General features: G+C 69.3%; 14 protein-coding genes. 7 read left to right on the plus strand and 7 right to left on the minus strand.

The window, feature by feature from the left end:
* The 3 genes from VEB62_RS10980 to VEB62_RS10990 all read left to right on the plus strand — a co-directional run.
* Positions 1-5,089 (plus strand): HAMP domain-containing protein (locus tag VEB62_RS10980; protein ID WP_324799312.1); only part of this gene is annotated, 5,089 nt, incomplete at its 5' end.
* A complete protein-coding gene (locus VEB62_RS10985) occupies positions 5,089-7,131 on the plus strand; it encodes a response regulator (RefSeq protein ID WP_324799314.1) in 2,043 nt (680 codons plus the stop codon). The genes VEB62_RS10980 and VEB62_RS10985, both read left to right, overlap by 1 nt.
* 57 nt (positions 7,132-7,188) lie before the next feature.
* Positions 7,189-8,337, plus strand: a complete 1,149-nt coding sequence (locus VEB62_RS10990; protein ID WP_324799317.1) for an acyltransferase family protein — start codon at positions 7,189-7,191, stop codon at positions 8,335-8,337.
* A gap of 68 nt (positions 8,338-8,405) precedes the next feature.
* On the opposite strand, the gene VEB62_RS10995 is transcribed toward VEB62_RS10990, so the two are convergent.
* The 4 genes from VEB62_RS10995 to flgB form a co-directional block, all read right to left on the minus strand.
* The gene (locus VEB62_RS10995) at positions 8,406-8,789 is read right to left on the minus strand and encodes a VOC family protein (RefSeq protein WP_324799319.1); all 384 of its coding nucleotides are present in this window, start codon (positions 8,787-8,789) and stop codon (positions 8,406-8,408) included.
* A gap of 62 nt (positions 8,790-8,851) precedes the next feature.
* The gene (fliE, locus tag VEB62_RS11000; RefSeq protein WP_324799321.1) at positions 8,852-9,151 is read right to left on the minus strand and encodes a flagellar hook-basal body complex protein FliE; all 300 of its coding nucleotides are present in this window, start codon (positions 9,149-9,151) and stop codon (positions 8,852-8,854) included.
* A gap of 10 nt (positions 9,152-9,161) precedes the next feature.
* Positions 9,162-9,548, minus strand: coding sequence for a flagellar basal body rod protein FlgC (gene flgC / locus VEB62_RS11005; protein ID WP_324799415.1), 387 nt, complete (start codon positions 9,546-9,548; stop codon positions 9,162-9,164).
* Between the two features lie 44 nt (positions 9,549-9,592).
* Complete coding sequence (gene flgB, locus VEB62_RS11010; protein WP_324799324.1) at positions 9,593-9,997, minus strand: flagellar basal body rod protein FlgB; 405 nt, start codon at positions 9,995-9,997, stop codon at positions 9,593-9,595.
* 163 nt (positions 9,998-10,160) lie between these two features.
* On the opposite strand from flgB, the gene VEB62_RS11015 reads away from it, so the two are divergent.
* From VEB62_RS11015 to VEB62_RS11025, 3 genes are all read left to right on the plus strand, one after another.
* A complete protein-coding gene (locus VEB62_RS11015; RefSeq protein ID WP_324799326.1) occupies positions 10,161-10,448 on the plus strand; it encodes a FliO/MopB family protein in 288 nt (95 codons plus the stop codon).
* The gene (gene fliP / locus VEB62_RS11020) at positions 10,445-11,281 is read left to right on the plus strand and encodes a flagellar type III secretion system pore protein FliP (RefSeq protein ID WP_324799329.1); all 837 of its coding nucleotides are present in this window, start codon (positions 10,445-10,447) and stop codon (positions 11,279-11,281) included. The genes VEB62_RS11015 and fliP overlap by 4 nt, the downstream gene beginning before the upstream one ends.
* A gap of 121 nt (positions 11,282-11,402) precedes the next feature.
* Positions 11,403-11,681 (plus strand): HU family DNA-binding protein, encoded by a 279-nt coding sequence (locus VEB62_RS11025; protein WP_324799332.1) that lies wholly within the window; start codon positions 11,403-11,405, stop codon positions 11,679-11,681.
* A 47-nt stretch (positions 11,682-11,728) separates the two neighbouring features.
* Here the strand turns inward: VEB62_RS11025 and VEB62_RS11030 are convergent, their stop codons facing one another.
* The gene (locus VEB62_RS11030) at positions 11,729-14,575 is read right to left on the minus strand and encodes a tetratricopeptide repeat protein (RefSeq protein ID WP_324799335.1); all 2,847 of its coding nucleotides are present in this window, start codon (positions 14,573-14,575) and stop codon (positions 11,729-11,731) included.
* A gap of 37 nt (positions 14,576-14,612) precedes the next feature.
* Positions 14,613-15,125: a CinA family protein gene (locus VEB62_RS11035; RefSeq protein WP_324799338.1), complete on the minus strand. Its 513-nt coding sequence runs from the start codon at positions 15,123-15,125 to the stop codon at positions 14,613-14,615.
* 106 nt (positions 15,126-15,231) lie between these two features.
* Here VEB62_RS11035 and VEB62_RS11040 point away from each other — a divergent pair, with 106 nt between their 5' ends.
* Complete coding sequence (locus VEB62_RS11040; protein ID WP_324799341.1) at positions 15,232-15,639, plus strand: DUF983 domain-containing protein; 408 nt, start codon at positions 15,232-15,234, stop codon at positions 15,637-15,639.
* Positions 15,640-15,649: 10 nt separating this feature from the next.
* Here VEB62_RS11040 and VEB62_RS11045 read toward each other — a convergent pair whose 3' ends face one another.
* Complete coding sequence (locus VEB62_RS11045; protein WP_324799344.1) at positions 15,650-16,612, minus strand: NAD-dependent epimerase/dehydratase family protein; 963 nt, start codon at positions 16,610-16,612, stop codon at positions 15,650-15,652.
* Between the last annotated feature and the right edge of the window lie 23 nt (positions 16,613-16,635).

The raw sequence follows: 16,635 nt of genomic DNA on the forward strand, positions 1-16,635 counted from the left end.
GGACCAGCTGAACGCCTTCGCCTCGGAAGTGACCCGGATGGCCCGCGAGGTCGGCACCGAGGGCAAGCTGGGCGGTCAGGCCCAGGTGAAGGGCGTGACCGGCACCTGGAAGGACCTGACCGACAACGTGAACTTCATGGCGGCGAACCTGACCAGCCAGGTGCGCAACATCGCCGAGGTCACCACCGCCGTGGCCAAGGGCGACCTCAGCAAGAAGATCACCGTCGACGTGAAGGGCGAGATCCTCGAGCTGAAGATCACCATCAACACCATGGTGGACCAGCTGAACGCCTTCGCCTCGGAGGTCACGCGCGTGGCGCGCGAGGTCGGCACCGAGGGCAAGCTGGGCGGTCAGGCGCGGGTGGAAGGCGTCGGCGGCACCTGGAAGGACCTGACCGACAACGTCAACCTGATGGCTGACAACCTGACCGGCCAGGTCCGCAACATCGCCGAGGTGACCACCGCGGTGGCCAAGGGCGACCTGTCCAAGAAGATCACCGTGCAGGTGCGCGGCGAGGTGCTGGAGCTGAAGAACACCATCAACGTCATGGTGGACCAGCTGAACGCCTTCGCCTCGGAAGTGACGCGCGTGGCCAAGGAGGTCGGCACCGACGGCAAGCTGGGCGGCCAGGCCCAGGTGGAGGGCGTCACCGGGGCCTGGAAGGACCTGACCGACAACGTCAACCTGATGGCCGACAACCTGACCGGTCAGGTCCGCAACATCGCCGAGGTGACCACCGCCGTGGCCAACGGCGACCTGTCCAAGAAGATCACCGTCGACGTGAAGGGCGAGATCCTCGAGCTGAAGTCGACCATCAACGTCATGGTCGACCAGCTGAACTCGTTCGCCTCGGAAGTGTCGCGGGTGGCGCGCGAGGTCGGCACCGAGGGCAAGCTGGGCGGTCAGGCGAACGTGAAGGGCGTCGGCGGGGCGTGGAAGGACCTGACCGACAACGTGAACTTCATGGCCGCGAACCTGACGGGTCAGGTGCGCAACATCGCCGAGGTCACCACCGCCGTGGCCAACGGCGACCTCTCCAAGAAGATCACCGTCGACGTGAAGGGCGAGATCCTCGAGCTGAAGTCGACCATCAACGTCATGGTCGACCAGCTGAACGCCTTCGCATCCGAGGTGACGCGCGTGGCGCGCGAGGTCGGCACCGAAGGCAAGCTGGGCGGCCAGGCCCAGGTCACCGGCGTGACCGGGACGTGGAAGGACCTGACCGACAACGTCAACCTGATGGCCGACAACCTGACCGGCCAGGTCCGCAACATCGCCGAGGTGACCACCGCCGTGGCCAACGGCGACCTGTCGAAGAAGATCACCGTCGACGTGAAGGGCGAGATCCTCGAGCTGAAGTCGACCATCAACACCATGGTGGACCAGCTGAACGCCTTCGCCTCGGAGGTCACGCGCGTGGCCCGCGAAGTGGGCACCGAGGGCAAGCTGGGCGGCCAGGCCTCGGTCAAGGGGGTGGCCGGCACCTGGAAGGACCTCACCGATAGCGTGAACCTGATGGCCTCCAACCTCACCGCCCAGGTGCGCAACATCGCCGACGTCACCACCGCGGTGGCACGCGGCGATCTCTCCAAGAAGATCACCGTGGACGTGAAGGGCGAGATGCTCGAGCTGAAGTCGACCATCAACACCATGGTGGACCAGCTGAACGCCTTCGCCTCGGAAGTGACCCTGGTGGCCAAGGAAGTCGGCACCGAGGGCAAGCTGGGCGGTCAGGCGCGGGTGGAAGGCGTCGGCGGCACCTGGAAGGACCTGACCGACAACGTCAACTCGATGGCCGCCAACCTGACCGGTCAGGTGCGCGGCATCGCCGACATCGTGACCGCGGTGGCCAACGGCGACCTGAAGCGCAAGCTGACGCTGGACGCCAAGGGCGAGATCGCCTCGCTGGCCGACACCATCAACGGCATGATCGAGACGCTGGCCACCTTCGCCGACCAGGTCACCAACGTGGCCCGCGAGGTGGGCATCGAGGGCAAGCTGGGCGGCCAGGCGCGGGTGCCCGGCGCCGCGGGCCTGTGGCGCGACCTGACCGACAACGTCAACCAGCTGGCCGGCAACCTGACCACCCAGGTGCGCGCCATCGCCGAGGTGTCGACCGCGGTGACCAAGGGCGAGCTGACCCGCTCCATCACCGTCGAGGCCTCGGGCGAGGTCGCGGCGCTGAAGGACAACATCAACGAGATGATCCGCAATCTGAAGGATCAGACGCTGAAGAATACCGAGCAGGACTGGCTGAAGACCAACCTGGCCCGGTTCACCCGCATGCTGCAGGGCGAGCGCGACCTGGCCACCGTGTCGAACATGGTGCTGTCCGAGCTGGCCCCGCTGATCAACGCCCAGCACGCGGTCTTCTACGTGGCCGACAAGGACGCCGAGGACGAGCCGATGCTGGTTCTGGCCGCAGCCTACGCCTCGACCGAGCGGGAGCAGCTGTCCCCGACCTTCCGCCTCGGCCAGAGCCTGATCGGGCAGTGCGCCAAGGAGAAGGAGCGCATCCTGCTGACCAATGTGCCGAAGGACTATGTGCAGATCGGCTCGGGGCTGGGCGGCGCGGCGCCGCTGAACATCATCATCCTGCCGGCCCTCTTCGAGGGCGAGGTCAAGGCGGTGATCGAGCTGGCGACGTTCGGCGAATTCTCGGAAACCCACCAGTCCTTCCTGAGCCAGTTGATGGAATCGGTCGGCATCGTGCTGAGCACCATCGCCGCCAACATGCGAACCGAAGGCCTGCTGAGCCAGTCGCAGCTGCTGACCGCCGAGCTCCAGGCGCAGCAGGAAGAGCTGAAGATGACCAACGACCGGCTGGAACAGCAGGCCGCGAGCCTGCGTCAGTCGGAAGAGCTGCTGCGCGCCAAGCAGGAGGAGCTGCAACAGTCCAACGCCGAGCTGGAGGAGAAGGCGGTCCTGCTCTCGACCCAGAACAAACAGGTCGAGGCCAAGAATATCGAGGTCGAACAGGCCCGCTTCGCGCTGGAGGAAAAGGCCGAGCAGCTGGCGCTGACGTCCAAGTACAAGTCCGAGTTCCTGGCCAATATGAGCCACGAGCTGCGGACGCCGCTGAACAGCCTGCTGATCCTGTCGAAGATGCTCAGCGAGAACACCCAGGGGAACCTGACCGGCAAGCAGGTCGAGTTCGCCAAGAACATCCACGCCGCCGGTTCGGACCTGCTGGGGCTGATCAACGACATCCTCGACCTGTCCAAGATCGAGTCGGGCACGGTCACCCTCGACATCGGCGAGACCCGGTTCGACTCGCTGCGCGACCAGATGGAGCGGACGTTCGCCCAGATCGCCCAGGACAAGCGGCTCGACTTCCGGATCGATCTCGACCCGGCCCTGCCGCCGGCCATGTACACCGACGACAAGCGGCTGCAGCAGATCATCAAGAACCTGCTGTCCAACGCCTTCAAATTCACCGCCTCGGGCGAGGTCCGCCTGAGCGTGCGGCGGGTGGACGGCGGCTGGAACCGGGGCAACGAGCACCTGAACACGGCCGGGCAGGTGCTGGCCTTCTCGGTGAGCGACAGCGGCATCGGCATCCCCGAGGACAAGCAGCGCATCATCTTCGAGGCCTTCCAGCAGGCGGACGGCACGACCAGCCGGAAATACGGCGGCACCGGCCTGGGCCTGTCGATCAGCCGGGAGATCACCCGCACCCTGGGCGGCGAACTGAAGGTCGAGAGCGAGCCGGACAAGGGCTCGACCTTCACCCTCTATCTGCCGCTGAACTTCAGCCCGACCGCAGCGGTCGTCGGACCGGCGGGCCGCGACCCGGGCAAGGCCGTGACGGTGCGCACCCTGCCGGTGGAGGAAGAGGCCGAGACGATCGAAACGGTCAGCGACGATCGCGACAGCCTCGCCCCCGGCGAGCCGGTGATCCTGATCGTCGAGGACGATCCGCGCTTCGCCGCCATCCTGCTGGCGCTGGTGCGCGACTGCGGCTTCAAGGGCGTCACCACCCAGCAAGGCGCCGCCGTCGCCTCGCTGGCGCGGCGGTATGCGCCGGAAGCCATCATGCTGGACGTCGGCCTGCCGGACATGGACGGGCTGGCGCTGCTGGATCTGCTGAAGCGGACGCCGGAGACCCGCCACATCCCGGTGCACGTCATTTCGGCCGACGACCAGGCCGCGCTCGGCCTGTCGATCGGGGCGTTCGGCTACACGTCCAAGCCGATCGACCGCGAGGGCGTCGTGGCCAGTCTGGACGGGGTGCGGAATTTCATCACCGCCACCGACCGCCGGCTGATCTTCGTCGGGCCGACCGGCCCGGCCGCCGCGAGCCTGAAGAAGGCCTTCAAGTCCGTTACCCGCGTGGACAGCCTCAAGGCGCTGGCCAAGGCCAGGGTCAAGGCGGCCGACAGCCTGGTCGTGGACACGGCCGGCACGCCCGTGCGGGCGCTGGTCGACTATATGAAGGCCGCGGACCGGCCCGTGCTGGTCTATGCGGCGGAGCGGCTGGATGCGGCCGACGAGCGCCGGCTGCGCCTGGCGGTGTTCGCCGGACAGGCGCGGATGGCGCGGACGCCGGAGCAACTGCTGGAGCAGGCCACCCTGCTGCTGCACGAGCCGACGGAGCGGCTGTCGGAGCAGGCGCGCACGACGCTGGCCCTGACCCGAAAGGAAGACGCCATCCTGACCGGGCGGACGGCGCTGGTGATCGACGACGACATCCGCAACATCTTCTCGATGGCTAGCGCGCTGGAGGAGTTCGGCGTTGGCCTGCACTACGCCGAAAGCGGTCGGGCGGGGCTGGACCTGTTGCGGCAGCATCCCGAGGTCGACATCGTCCTGGTCGATATCATGATGCCGGACATGGACGGCTACGAGACGATCCGGGAGATCCGGTCGATCGCGCAGTTCGCCGACCTGCCGATCATCGCCGTGACGGCCAAGGCGATGAAGGGCGACCGCTCGAAATGCATCCAGGCCGGGGCGTCCGACTATGTCTCCAAGCCGGTCGACATCGACTATCTGATCTCGGTGATGCGGGTCTCGATCCAGCGGACCGACGCGCACCGGCTGGCCGACGAACCGGCGAGGACGCCGCGCGAGTCGGCGGACGCCTGATGCCGCGCCCCCGCCGCAAACCGCCGGTCCCGGGCCCGCTGACCGCGCGCGTGCTGATCGTCGACGACGACGACCGCAACGCGTTCGCGGCGTCCGAGGCGCTGGAGATCCTCGGCCATGAACTGGTCGTGGCGCGGTCCGGCGAGGAGGCGCTGCGCCTGCTGCTGCAGCAGGAGTTCGCGGTCATCCTGCTGGACCTGCACATGCCCGGCATGGACGGCTACGAGACGGCGCGCCTGATCCGCGAACACCCCCGCACCCGGGATACGCCGATCGTCTTCGTCACCGCCGTGTTCCGCGACGAGGCGCACATCTTCCAAGCCTATTCCGTCGGCGCGGTCGACGTGGTGTTCAAGCCGGTCGACCCCTTCATCCTGCGCTCCAAGGTGGCCATTCTGGCCGACCTGTACCTGAAGACCATCGAGGTCCGGCGCCAGGGCGAGGAGCGCTCGGCCCTGCTGGAGGAGAACGCCCGGATCAGCGAGGCGAAACTGGCGGCGGAGCTGGCGCTGAGGAAGACCCGGGAGCGGCAGGACGCCATCCTCAAGTCGCTGCCCGTCGTCTTCACCGCCCGGACCAGCGCCCATCCGTTCGGCGCGCGGTTCGTCAGCGACAGCATCACGCCGCTGACCGGGTTCGCGCCGAACCGCTTCGTCGAGGAGCCCGAGATCGGGCTGGGCCGTGTCCACCCCGACGACGTCGAGGAGGTGGCGAACTGCCTGATGAAGGCGGCGGAGACCGGAGCCTACGCCTGCGAATACCGCTGGCGATGCGCCGACGGCCAGTACCGAACCTTCCTCGACCAGGGCGTCTGGACGGTGGACGAGGACGGCGAGAGCCAGATCCTCGGCACCCTGCTGGACGTGACCGAGCGGCGGCAGCTCGAGGAGCAGCTGACGCAGGCCCGCAAGATGGAGGCGGTCGGCCAGCTGACCGGCGGCGTGGCGCACGACTTCAACAATCTGCTGACGGTGGTGCTGGGCAACGCCGACATCCTGCTGCGCCGGATCGAGGGCCAGCCGAACGTGGTCAAGCATCTGGCCGCCATCCGCGCCGCCGCGGACAAGGGGCAGACGCTGACCCGACAGCTGCTGGCCTTCTCGCGCCGGCAGCAGTTGAACCCCAGCGTCGTCGATCTGAACACGCTGATCCGCAACTTCCTGCCGCTGATGAAGCAGGCGGTCGGAGAGGGCGTCCAGATCGAACTGGAGCTGGGGGCGGAGCCGCTGCACGCCTTCGTCGACCCGACCCATCTGGAGACCGCGCTGCTGAACCTGGCGGTCAACGCCCGCGACGCCATGGACAGCGACGGGGTGCTGATGATCAACGCCCGACGCGCCTCGAGGGACGACAGCGCCGACCTCGCGGTGATCCGGGTGTCCGACACCGGCTCGGGCATGACCGCCGAGGTGGCCGACCGGGTGTTCGAGCCGTTCTACACCACCAAGGACATCGGCCGCGGATCCGGTCTCGGCCTGTCCCAGGTCTATGGCTTCGTCGCCCAGTCGGGCGGACAGGTCGAGGTGTCCAGCACGCCGGGCGAGGGCGCGGCCTTCACCCTGACCCTGCCCCTGACCGCCGAGCAGCCGGCGGAGATAGTCAACCGTGGCGAAGCCCCGGAGGCGGAGACCGGTTCGGAACGGATCCTGATCGTCGAGGACGATCCGGCCGTGCTGAGCGTCTGCCTCGATATGCTCAACGGCCTGGGCTACCGGTGCGAGGTGGCGGCCGACGCCGCCGGCGCCCTGCACAGACTGGCCGGCGACCAGGCCTATGACCTGCTGTTCTCGGACGTGGTCATGCCGGGCGGCCTGAACGGCATCGAGCTGGCCCGCCGGGCCCAGGCGAAGCGCCCGGAAATGAAGGTCCTGCTGACGTCCGGATACCTCGGCGACGCCGCCCAGGGCCTGTCCCACGAGTTCGCCCTGATCGAGAAGCCCTACGAACGGGCGGCGCTGGCGACGCAGATCCGCAGGGTGCTGGCGGACAAGCCGATGCCGGTCATGCCGCGTTCCGCCAGCCGGGAGGCGTCGTCTCACTGAGTTTGCGCCCGCCGCGGCCCGGTCCTTGCGGAATTCGCCTCCGAGGAGGCTTTTCGGATGGCCTGGACCGCGATTTCGACCCGGAATGAGACACTTCCCATCGTCAGGGGAGGATGGCTCGACGCGCTGCGTTTCATCGTGGCCGGACTGATCATCCTGCACCACTTCCAGGGCGCGGGCCCGATCGCGCTGGCCGAGGGCCTGCATCCGGTGTTCGAGCGCGGCGGTTTCCTGCTGACCAACTTCTTCCTGATCGACAGCGGCTATGTGCTGATGCGGGTCTACGGCGCCTCGGTGGCGGCGGGCCGGATGTCGGCGGGCGACTTCTTCCTCAAGCGCTATCTACGGGTGCTGCCCGCCCATCTGATCATGGGCCTTGGGCTGGTCGCCCTGATCGTCGGCGGCGGCGCGCTGGGCTTCTCGCCGCGGGCCCCCGAGTGGTTCCGCTGGGACCAGCTGTGGGCGCAACTGTCCCTGACGCAGGCCTACGGGGTTCCGGGGGGCTACGGCTGGAACGCGCCGAGCTGGTCGATCTCGGCCCTGATCGGTTGCTACCTGGCCTTCCCGTGGCTGCTGAAGGGCATCGTCCGTCTGGGGCCGTGGAGCGTGCTGGCTCTGGGCGTCGGCGGCTACCTGCTGGTCAACCAGCTGACCTGGAGCCTGTTCGGCTATCCGGTCTACCAGATGCCGATGGGCTACGGCTTCATCCGCGCCCTGCCCCTGTTCTTCCTCGGCGTGGCGCTGGCCTGGTTCGCGCAGAAGGTCTGGATCAGCCCGAAACTGGCCGGCTGGGCCGGGATCGGCGCGGCGCTGCTGCTCGCCTTCGTCCAGTATTTCGACAAGCACGCCCTGGTCTCGCTGGCCTGCATCTCGGTCATCATTCTGGCGGCGGGCGCCACGCCCACGCCCCGACCCTCGAAATGGGTCGAGAAGGCCGCGCAGGTCTCGTTCTCGATGTTCATCACCAATGAGGTGGTGCGGATCGCCTGGTTCGGCGTGGCCAATGTCGCCATCGCCCGCCTCGCCCTGCCGGTCGGCGTGCAATGGGCGCTGTGGGTCGCGGGCGTGGTCGCGGCCTTCGCCTTCGCCTTCCTGTTCCACTTCATGATCGACAACCCCATCCAGAACCGGATTCGCGGCTGGCTCAAGGGGCGGTCGAGGCGCCCGGCGGCGGCCGCGCAGCCGGTGGCTTCGCTGGAGGGGTGAGGCCTCCCTTCCCGGTCATCCTCGGGCTTGACCCGAGGATGACGGGACGGTGAGGTGATGAGGGGATGCTACATCCCCTCGATCAGATGCAGGAAATTGCCGTCCGGGTCCCTGAACCAGGCCAGCTTCACGGGCCCGGCCTCATGGACGCCGTCGCGCCACTCCATGCCGGGGAAGTCATAGCGCTCGAAGGTCACGCCCTTCGTCTTCAGGTCCTTCACCGTCTCGACCAGATCGCCCTTCATCCGCCAGGTGACGGCGTTGGCCTTGTTGGTCCCGGCGAATTCGGACTTGTAGACGGTCAGGTGGGTGTCGCCGGTGCGAAAGCCGAGTGTGCACTCCTCCTCGCCGCCCGGCTCTCGGGCCAGGCCGAGGGTGTCCTCGTAGAAGGCGCGGGCGCGCTCGAGGTCGCTGACGGCGACGATGGCGGACGAGTTGCGGTCCTTCAGCATGACGGTCTCTCCGGGTGCCGCCAGAAAGCGGGCGCCGCGCCGGACGGTTCCCGCCAACGCCGTCAGATCGGCATCCGCATGATCTCCTGATAGGCGGAGATGACCTGGTCGCGGACCGCCATCACCGTCTCCAGCGAGGCCTCGGCCGAGGAGACGGCGGTGACGACGTCGATCAGGCTGCCCTGGCCCTGGACCATGGCGGTCATCTGGGTCTCGGCGGCCTTCGAGGTCTGGGTCATGTCGCCCAGGACGTTGCTCAGCAGGCCGGCGAAGTCGGAACCGGCCGGAGCGGCGGCCGGCGATGTGGGCATGGCCCCGCCCTGAACCGCCGCATAGGCCTTGGCCGCCATCAAGGGATTCATCGGTCAGCCTCTATCGCTTCAGAAGGTCGAGGGTGCGGCTGTCCATCGACCGCGCCGTCTCGATGACGTTCAGGTTGGCTTCGTAGGCGCGCTGGGCCTCGCGCATGTCCATGGCCTCGACCAGGGTGTCGACGTTGGGACGCAGGACGTAGCCCTCGGCGTTGGCGGCCGGGTGGGACGGATCGTATTCGGAGCGGAAGTCGCTCTGGTCCGGGCGGACCTCGGCGAGGGTGACGCCGGTGGCGCCGTCGATCTCGCGGGCCTGGAAGACCGGGATCTGGCGGCGGTAGGGCTCGCCGCCGGCCACCTCGGCCGTCGACTGGGCGTTGGCGATGTTCTCGGCGATGACGCGCATGCGCGACTGCTGGGCCTTGAGCGCGCTGGCGGCGACGGCCATGGCGCTGTTCCGGGGCGGGACGGGATCGGTCATCGGCTAGTCCCTCATCGGCCGGGCGGCTTGGCCGCCATGCGCAGCATCTGCATGGATTTCTGGTAGAGGCCGATGGCGGCGTCATAGGCCATGCGGCTCTCGGCCATCTTGAGCATCTGCTCCTCGACCACGACGGAGTTGCCGTCGAGGGTGGTTTCCGAGTCGGGCGCCGCCTTCGCCTCGAAGCGGGCGGTCGGGCCGGCGGGCGCGATATGCATGGCGCTGGTGCGCGTCATCGACAGCGGCCCGCCCCCGCGCAGGGCGGAGGCGAAGTCGGCCGGCTGGTTCAGATCGCGGCCGACGTAGCCGGGCGTATCGGCGTTGGCGACGTTCTCGGCGATGACGCGCTGGCGCTCGTCCAGCCAGGCGAGGCGGCCCTTGATCTGGCCGAGCAGCGGCAGGTCGGTGATGGCCAAGGGCGTCGGGCTCGCTCTGGGTTTCCGGCGGGCGTGATTCGCCCACGGTTCGATGGGCAGAAACTGCCGCCCGCATGGTTAACGGGGCGTTATCTCAACACCTCGTTAACCATGATCGCGGAAGGCTGGGCCGCCGGACATGCTTCGCCGGCGGGGCTGTCGCATGAATTTTCTCGATCTGCTGCGGGCGGTGTTCGCCCTGGCCTTCACTCTCGGCATCATCGGCCTGGCCGCCTGGGCCGCACGGCGCTACGCGCCCCAGATCATGGCCCGGCTGAGCGCCGAACGCGGCGAGCGCCGGATGACGGTGGTCGAGACCCTGGTGCTGGATCCGGCGCGGCGGCTGGTGCTGGTGAAGATCGACGACGAGGAGCGGCTGCTGATTCTCGGCGAGGGCCGGGAGCTGATCGAGCCGCGCGGCCGGGAACCGGGCACGGGAGCGGACACGTGAGTCTCAAGGACGTCTTCGTCCTGCCCGACCGCGCCGAGCTCAAGCGGGCGGCGCTGCTGTCGTTGTTGACCACGGGTCTGTGCCTGCTGTGGCCGCTGGCGGCGCTGGCGCAGGATGTGGCGGGAGCGGCGGCGGCGGCAGGCGGTCCCGGCGCGGCGATCAATGTCGACCTCGGCACCGGCGCCGGCCTGACCGAACGGGTGGTGCAGCTGGTCGGTCTCATGACCGTGCTGTCGCTGGCCCCGTCGATCGTGATCATGACCACCAGCTTCGTGCGCATCGTGGTGGTGCTGTCGCTGCTGCGCACCGCCCTGGGCATGCAGCAGGCGCCCCCCAACGCCGTGCTGGTGTCGCTGGCCCTGTTCCTGAGCGCCATCGTCATGGCCCCGACGTGGCAGGACGCCTATGATTCGGGCATCCGACCCCTGCTGGACCAGCAGATGGAGCTGCCCCAGGCCTTCGATGCGGCGTCGGAACCTGTGAAGACTTTCATGCTCGGCCAGGTGGACCGGGACGACCTCGCGCTGTTCACCCGCCTGTCCGAAGTTGAGGCCGCCACGCCCCCCGCCGACCTGCCCCTCAGGGTAGTCACTCCGGCCTTCATGATCAGCGAGTTGAAGCGGGCCTTCGAAATCGGATTTCTCCTTTTCGTTCCGTTCCTTGTGATCGATCTGGTGGTCGCCAGCGTGCTCATGTCGATGGGTATGATGATGCTGCCTCCAGTGGTGATTTCCCTGCCGTTCAAGCTGATCTTTTTCGTGCTCGTGGACGGCTGGAGACTGGTCGCCGGGAGCCTCGTCGAGAGCTTCCAGAGGGCGTCCGGAAGCGGTTAAATCCCCAGCCCGTGGGGGTTTGAACGGCAAAGTCGCTTGCCAAGGGAAGAAAAAGCGGCGTCAATCCATCCGTCATCGCCCTTGAATTGGGGGGCGAGCTTCAATCGGGAAACGACCCACAATGACCACTCAAGCCGAACTCATCGCCGCCGTCGCCAAGGACGCGGGCGTCTCGCAAGCCGACGCCGGCAAGGTGTTGGCCGCCATCGTCGAGAACATTCAGAAGTCGCTGACCTCGGGCGGCGATGTTCGCATCTCGAACCTGGGCGTGTTCGACACCGCCGCCCGCGCCGCCCGCGAAGGCCGCAACCCGGCCACCGGCGCGACCATCAAGATCGCCGCCTCCAAGGCCGTGCGCTTCCGCGTGTCGAAGCCGCTCAAGGACGCGGTCAACAAGTAAGACCCACCCGATACCCGCTCACCCCGGCGAAGGCCGGGATGAGCGGATCAGTTGGATGCTTGAGGACGGGCGGGGGCCGCGGGTCGGTTCCCGCCCGTTTTCTGTCTGAGCTCGGCCTTCATGGCCGAGACCCATCCGGCGAAGGTGTCGGCCGAGGCGGTCAGGGCGGCGAAGTCGCCGGCGGAGGGACCGTCGCCCTCCCCCGCGTCCAGCGCGATGGCCAGGGCCGACTTCCCCCGCGCCCCGGCGACGAAGGGGCGGTAGTTGCGCGACAGGCGCGTCAGGGCGCCGGCGTCCCGGCCCAGCGAATAGCCGACGCCGGCGCGGATCAGCCGGGCCTCCTCGTCGACGCTCAGCGCGGCCGGATTCCTGAAGCGGTCGCCGAGGCGCGCTTCGTAGAGGGCGGCGGCCTCAGCCCATTTCTCCTGCTTCCACAGCACCTCGGCGCGGACGTCGCGGCCCTCCGGGCTGGCGTCGGCGCCGAGCACCTCCAGTGCATGGTCGTAGCGGCCGAGGCCGGCCAGGGCGCGGGCCTCAAGCGCGCGGCGCTCGGCGTTCAGCGGCGTCGGCAGCAGGGTGGTGCGGGAGCCCCAGATCGCCTGCAGGGCGGCCTCGGGCTGGCGGTCCATCAGATAGACGGTGGCCAGATCGGTGGCGACCTGCGCCTTGGCGACGCCCTCCAGCCGGTTGTCGACCTGGTATTTGAGCAGTTCGGCGGCCTGGTCGAGCAGGTCGACATCGACCAGCCGGCGGGCGAGGCGGCGGACCATCTCGTCGCCGTCCGCGCCGATCGGGGTCAGTTCGCGGAAATCGTAGAACAGGCCGAGCGCCTGCACCGGCTGGAGCCCGTCCGCGCCGCCCTCAAGGAACAGCATGCGGAAGGCGGCGCCGAGGTCGGCCTGGATGTCGGCGGCCTCGTCGAGCCTGTTCAGCCCGGGGCCGGCGCCCTTCAGGGCGGTCAGAGCCTCTCGGTACAGGCCCTGCGACAGATACAGCTGACCCAGCTGACGGATCACGGCCAGTTCGGTGGCGTCGCCGCGCCAGCGCCAGCGCAGGCTCTCGAGGGCCGCGGCGGCGGCGTCGGGCTTCATCGCCCCCCTGGCCAGCGACAGGCGGACCACGGCGAGCCTGGCGGGGACGGCGACGGCGTCGCGCGGCGCGCGGCCGATCGCGGTGTAGACCGCCAGGGCGCGATCCGACTGTCCGTCCAGCTCGAACAGCCGGGCCTGGACGAGGCGGGCGGTCAGCTGGTCGGCGGCGGGGGCGTTCTGGCTGAAGCTGTAGGCCAGCAGCGACCGGGCGGCCTCGAGATCGCCGGTCTCCAGCGCCGACAGGGCGTGGGCCGCGCCGAAGCGGGCGCGCCAGGCCGTCGGGAAGGCGTCGACCGCCTTGGCCCCGGCGGCGAAGGCCTGGCGGGCCGCGGCATGGTCGCCCGCCGCCGAGGCCATGTAGCCGCGCCAGACGGCGGAGGCGGGATCGCCGGCGACGGCGGCGGAGGCGAAGTCGCCCCCGGCCTCCTCGAAGCGGCCGATCGAGGCGCGGGCGGCGCCCCGCAGGCCGCGCAGTTCGGGCTCGCCGGCCATGTTCGGGGCCTTGGCGACGATGGCGTTGAGCACGCCGATGGCCTCATAGCCGAGGCCGGAGCCCACGAGGAACCGGGCGAAGGCGAAGCGGGCCTCGACGGGCGCGCGCGGATCCTCGCCGGCCGCATTGGCCTCAAGGGCGGCGGCGTCCTGGAGCTGGCGATAGCGGGCCGGGAAGCCGGCGTGGCCCACGTCGGCCCACTGGCTGAGGATCAGGCCGGGATGGCGGGCCCGGACCGGGGCGCCGCCGTCGACGGCGGCGGCGTCCAGTCCGGCGGACGGCGACGACAGGGTCAGGCCGCCGGGCCGGCTGAGGGTGACCAGATCGCCGTCGGCGTGGACGGCCAGATCGGCGGCGGCGGTCTCCACCGCGAGGCCGTGGGCGGTCGGCAGGAGCGCCAGATCGACCGTCCGGCGGCGATCCGCGAAGCCCTTGCCGGGCGCCAGGGCGGTGACGGCGGCGAAGCGGTCGCCGACCAGCGGATCGGTCAGCCAGATCGCCCGGGTCGCCCCGGCCATGCGGGCGATGAGGACGGGCTTGCCCGTGTCGTCGCGGTCGATGCGCACGCCTTCGACGGCGACGGGCGGTCCGCCGATGGACACGGTCCAGGTCGAGCCGTCGGCGGCGGCCGAGACCGGGGCGTTGGCGGGGGCGGCGACGCGGATGGCGACGTGGTCGGGCCCGGCGGTCCAGTGCGCGTCCGAGGCGGGGCCCAGCTGCGTGGCGCCGGACATGTCCAGCCGTGCCGGCGTGTCGAACACGATCCACACCGCCTCGCCGCGCCGGAACACGGCGGCGCCGACGGGGACCGGCCACCGGAAGGCCAGGGTGACCTTGCCCGCGGAGGCCTGGGCGACGACCGGCACGGTGCGGGCGGCCGAACCGGCCGGAGCGGCCGGAGCCTCGGCGTAGAGGTTCAGATAGACGGCGCCGTCGGCGACGCCCGAGCGGGCGTCGGCGCCGGCCGCGAGGGTCAGGACCAGTTCGGTGGCGCCCTGGACCGCGCGGGTCTCGACCCGGACCACGCCCTTCGGCGGATCGACCTTGAGGCGCGAAACGTCGGGCGCGGCGGTGGAGCCAATGCGGACGATGACCTGATCGCCCTCGCGACGCACGCGGGAGCGGGAGCCGACAACACCCGCGAACTCGATGCGGGTGAACTCGGCGTTGGCGCCGATCCGGATGCTGATCGGGTCCAGCGCGGCGCCGGCCTCCTGGGCCAGCGGCGCCAGGGGCGCGAAGACGACCGCGCCGGCCGCGGCGGCGGCGACGGTGGTTCGCAGGATACGCTTTGAGGTGGCCCCGGACATGCGCGCGCACCCTCGCGCGAGCCGCCTTTAAACGCGGTTAACGGTTGGTGACCGCGCGCTCCAGCATGCGCATCGCCGTCCGCAGGCATTCCAGCCGGACCGGCCCGCGCCCGCGATCGCCGAAATGATGCTCCTCGTGCACCGTCGGCGCCTCGGCCGCGGCCAGGGCGAAGTGAACCAGGCCCGGCTCGTCGTCCGGACCGGCGGGACCGGCGAACCCGGTGACGGCGATGGCCACGCCGGCGCCGGAAGACCGCAGCGCGCCCTCGGCCATGGCCCGGGCCACGGGTTCGGAGACGGCCCCGTTCTGCTCGATCAGCCGCAGCGGCACCGCCAGTTCGTCGGCCTTGGCGTCGTCGGTGTAGACCACATAGCCGCGCTCGAAGACGTGCGACCGTCCCTCCACGTCGGTCAGGACGGAGGCGATCAGCCCGCCGGTGCAGCTCTCGGCGGTGGCGAGGGTGACGCCGCGATCGCCGGCGGCCTTCAGCACGCGCTCGATCGAGGCCTCGATATCATTCGGCAAGGCCGGGCTCAGGGTTTCGGTCATGGACCCGGAACGGTCGCGCTTGCCCCCGCGTTCCCCGCGACAATGACGCCGGTTGCACCGGCCGCCGCCGAGGCCGACATCCGGGCCATCCCATCGAGGACACGCCGTGACCGACCCGGACTATCCCCGTCTCAACACGCTGTCGACCGGCCTGCGCTGCCGCTGCCCGCGGTGCGGCAAGGGGCCGTTGCTGAGGGGCTATCTGACCATTCGCGACGCCTGCCCCGAATGCGGGCTCGATTACAGCTTCGCCGAGCCCGCCGACGGCCCGGCCTTCTTCGGCATGAGCCTGGTCGGCGTGGTCGGCATGGCGCTGTTCATGTGGTTCGAGTTCACGGTGCACCCGCCGATCTGGGTGCACATGGTCGTCACCATGCCGCTGCTGGTGGTCGGCTGCCTCGGCGTGCTGCGGCCGCTGAAAGGCTGGCTGGTGTCCGAACAGTATGTCCACAAGGCCGCGCCGCCCGAGTTCGAGAGCATCGGCAAGCACGGCGAGGGGTCGAAGTGGCGCTGATCCGCCGGGGTCAGTGAGCGGCGCTTCCGCCGTCGCGCTCAAGATACCAGCGGGCCGTTCGCTCGATGCCCTCTTCCATGTCGATGCGGGTGCGGCCGTGGACCTCCTCGATCGGGCCGACGTCGTAGACGTACTCGGTCAGCATATTGTCCAGCCGCTGACTGGTCAGGGGAAAGCGGACGCCGCGCCTCGTCAGGATATCGCCCGTCAGGGCCAGCGACCTCGCCAGCGGCGTGGGCATGGTCGGAATGGGCTTGTGGAATCGTTTGGCGAAGCCCCGGGCCCAGTCGCGCAGATCGATCGGGTCGCTGTCGGCCAGATAGAAGGTGCGGCCATGCACCTGGTTGGCCGAGGCCGTCGCGAGGGTCACGAGCTGTTCGGCCAGGTTCTCGATGTAGGAGTAGGACTTCATCAGCGGCCGGCCGCCGACATGGAAATACAGGCCGCGGCGGATCATGCCGAGGACGGCGGCGTAGTGTTCGCTCATGCCCGGCCCCCAGATGGTCGTTGAGCGGAAGATCACCCATTCCTTGCCGCCGCCGTTGCGGGACCGGATCATCTTTTCGGCCAGGACCTTGCTCTCGCCGTAGCCGCCTTCGGGATCGTAATCGGTGTCGTGGGCCGGGGTCTTGCCCGGCTTGCAGACCAGCTGTGACGAGGCCCAGATCACCCGCCTGACCGACGGCGCGTGGGCCAGGGCGTCCAGCAGGTTCCTGACCCCCGCCGTGTTGGCCGCATAGCCGCCCTTCGCCACGCCCTTGAGATCGGTCTCGGCCGCGAGATTGAAGACGACCTCAGGCCGGAATTCGCCGAGGGCCCTGGCGATGGAATCCGGATTCAGCAGGTCGCCGACCAGGGTGCGGCCGTCCCTCGCCTGCCGGCTGAAGCCCATGGCCTCGTGCCCGTTCGCCTGGAGCTCCCGCATCAGCGCCTTGCCGACGAAGCCCGAGCTTCCCGTCACCAATACCCGCATGGTCCACGCCCCGGCGCGGAGAC

It is taken from the genome of Brevundimonas sp., from assembly GCF_035626975.1.
GTDB lineage: Bacteria > Pseudomonadota > Alphaproteobacteria > Caulobacterales > Caulobacteraceae > Brevundimonas.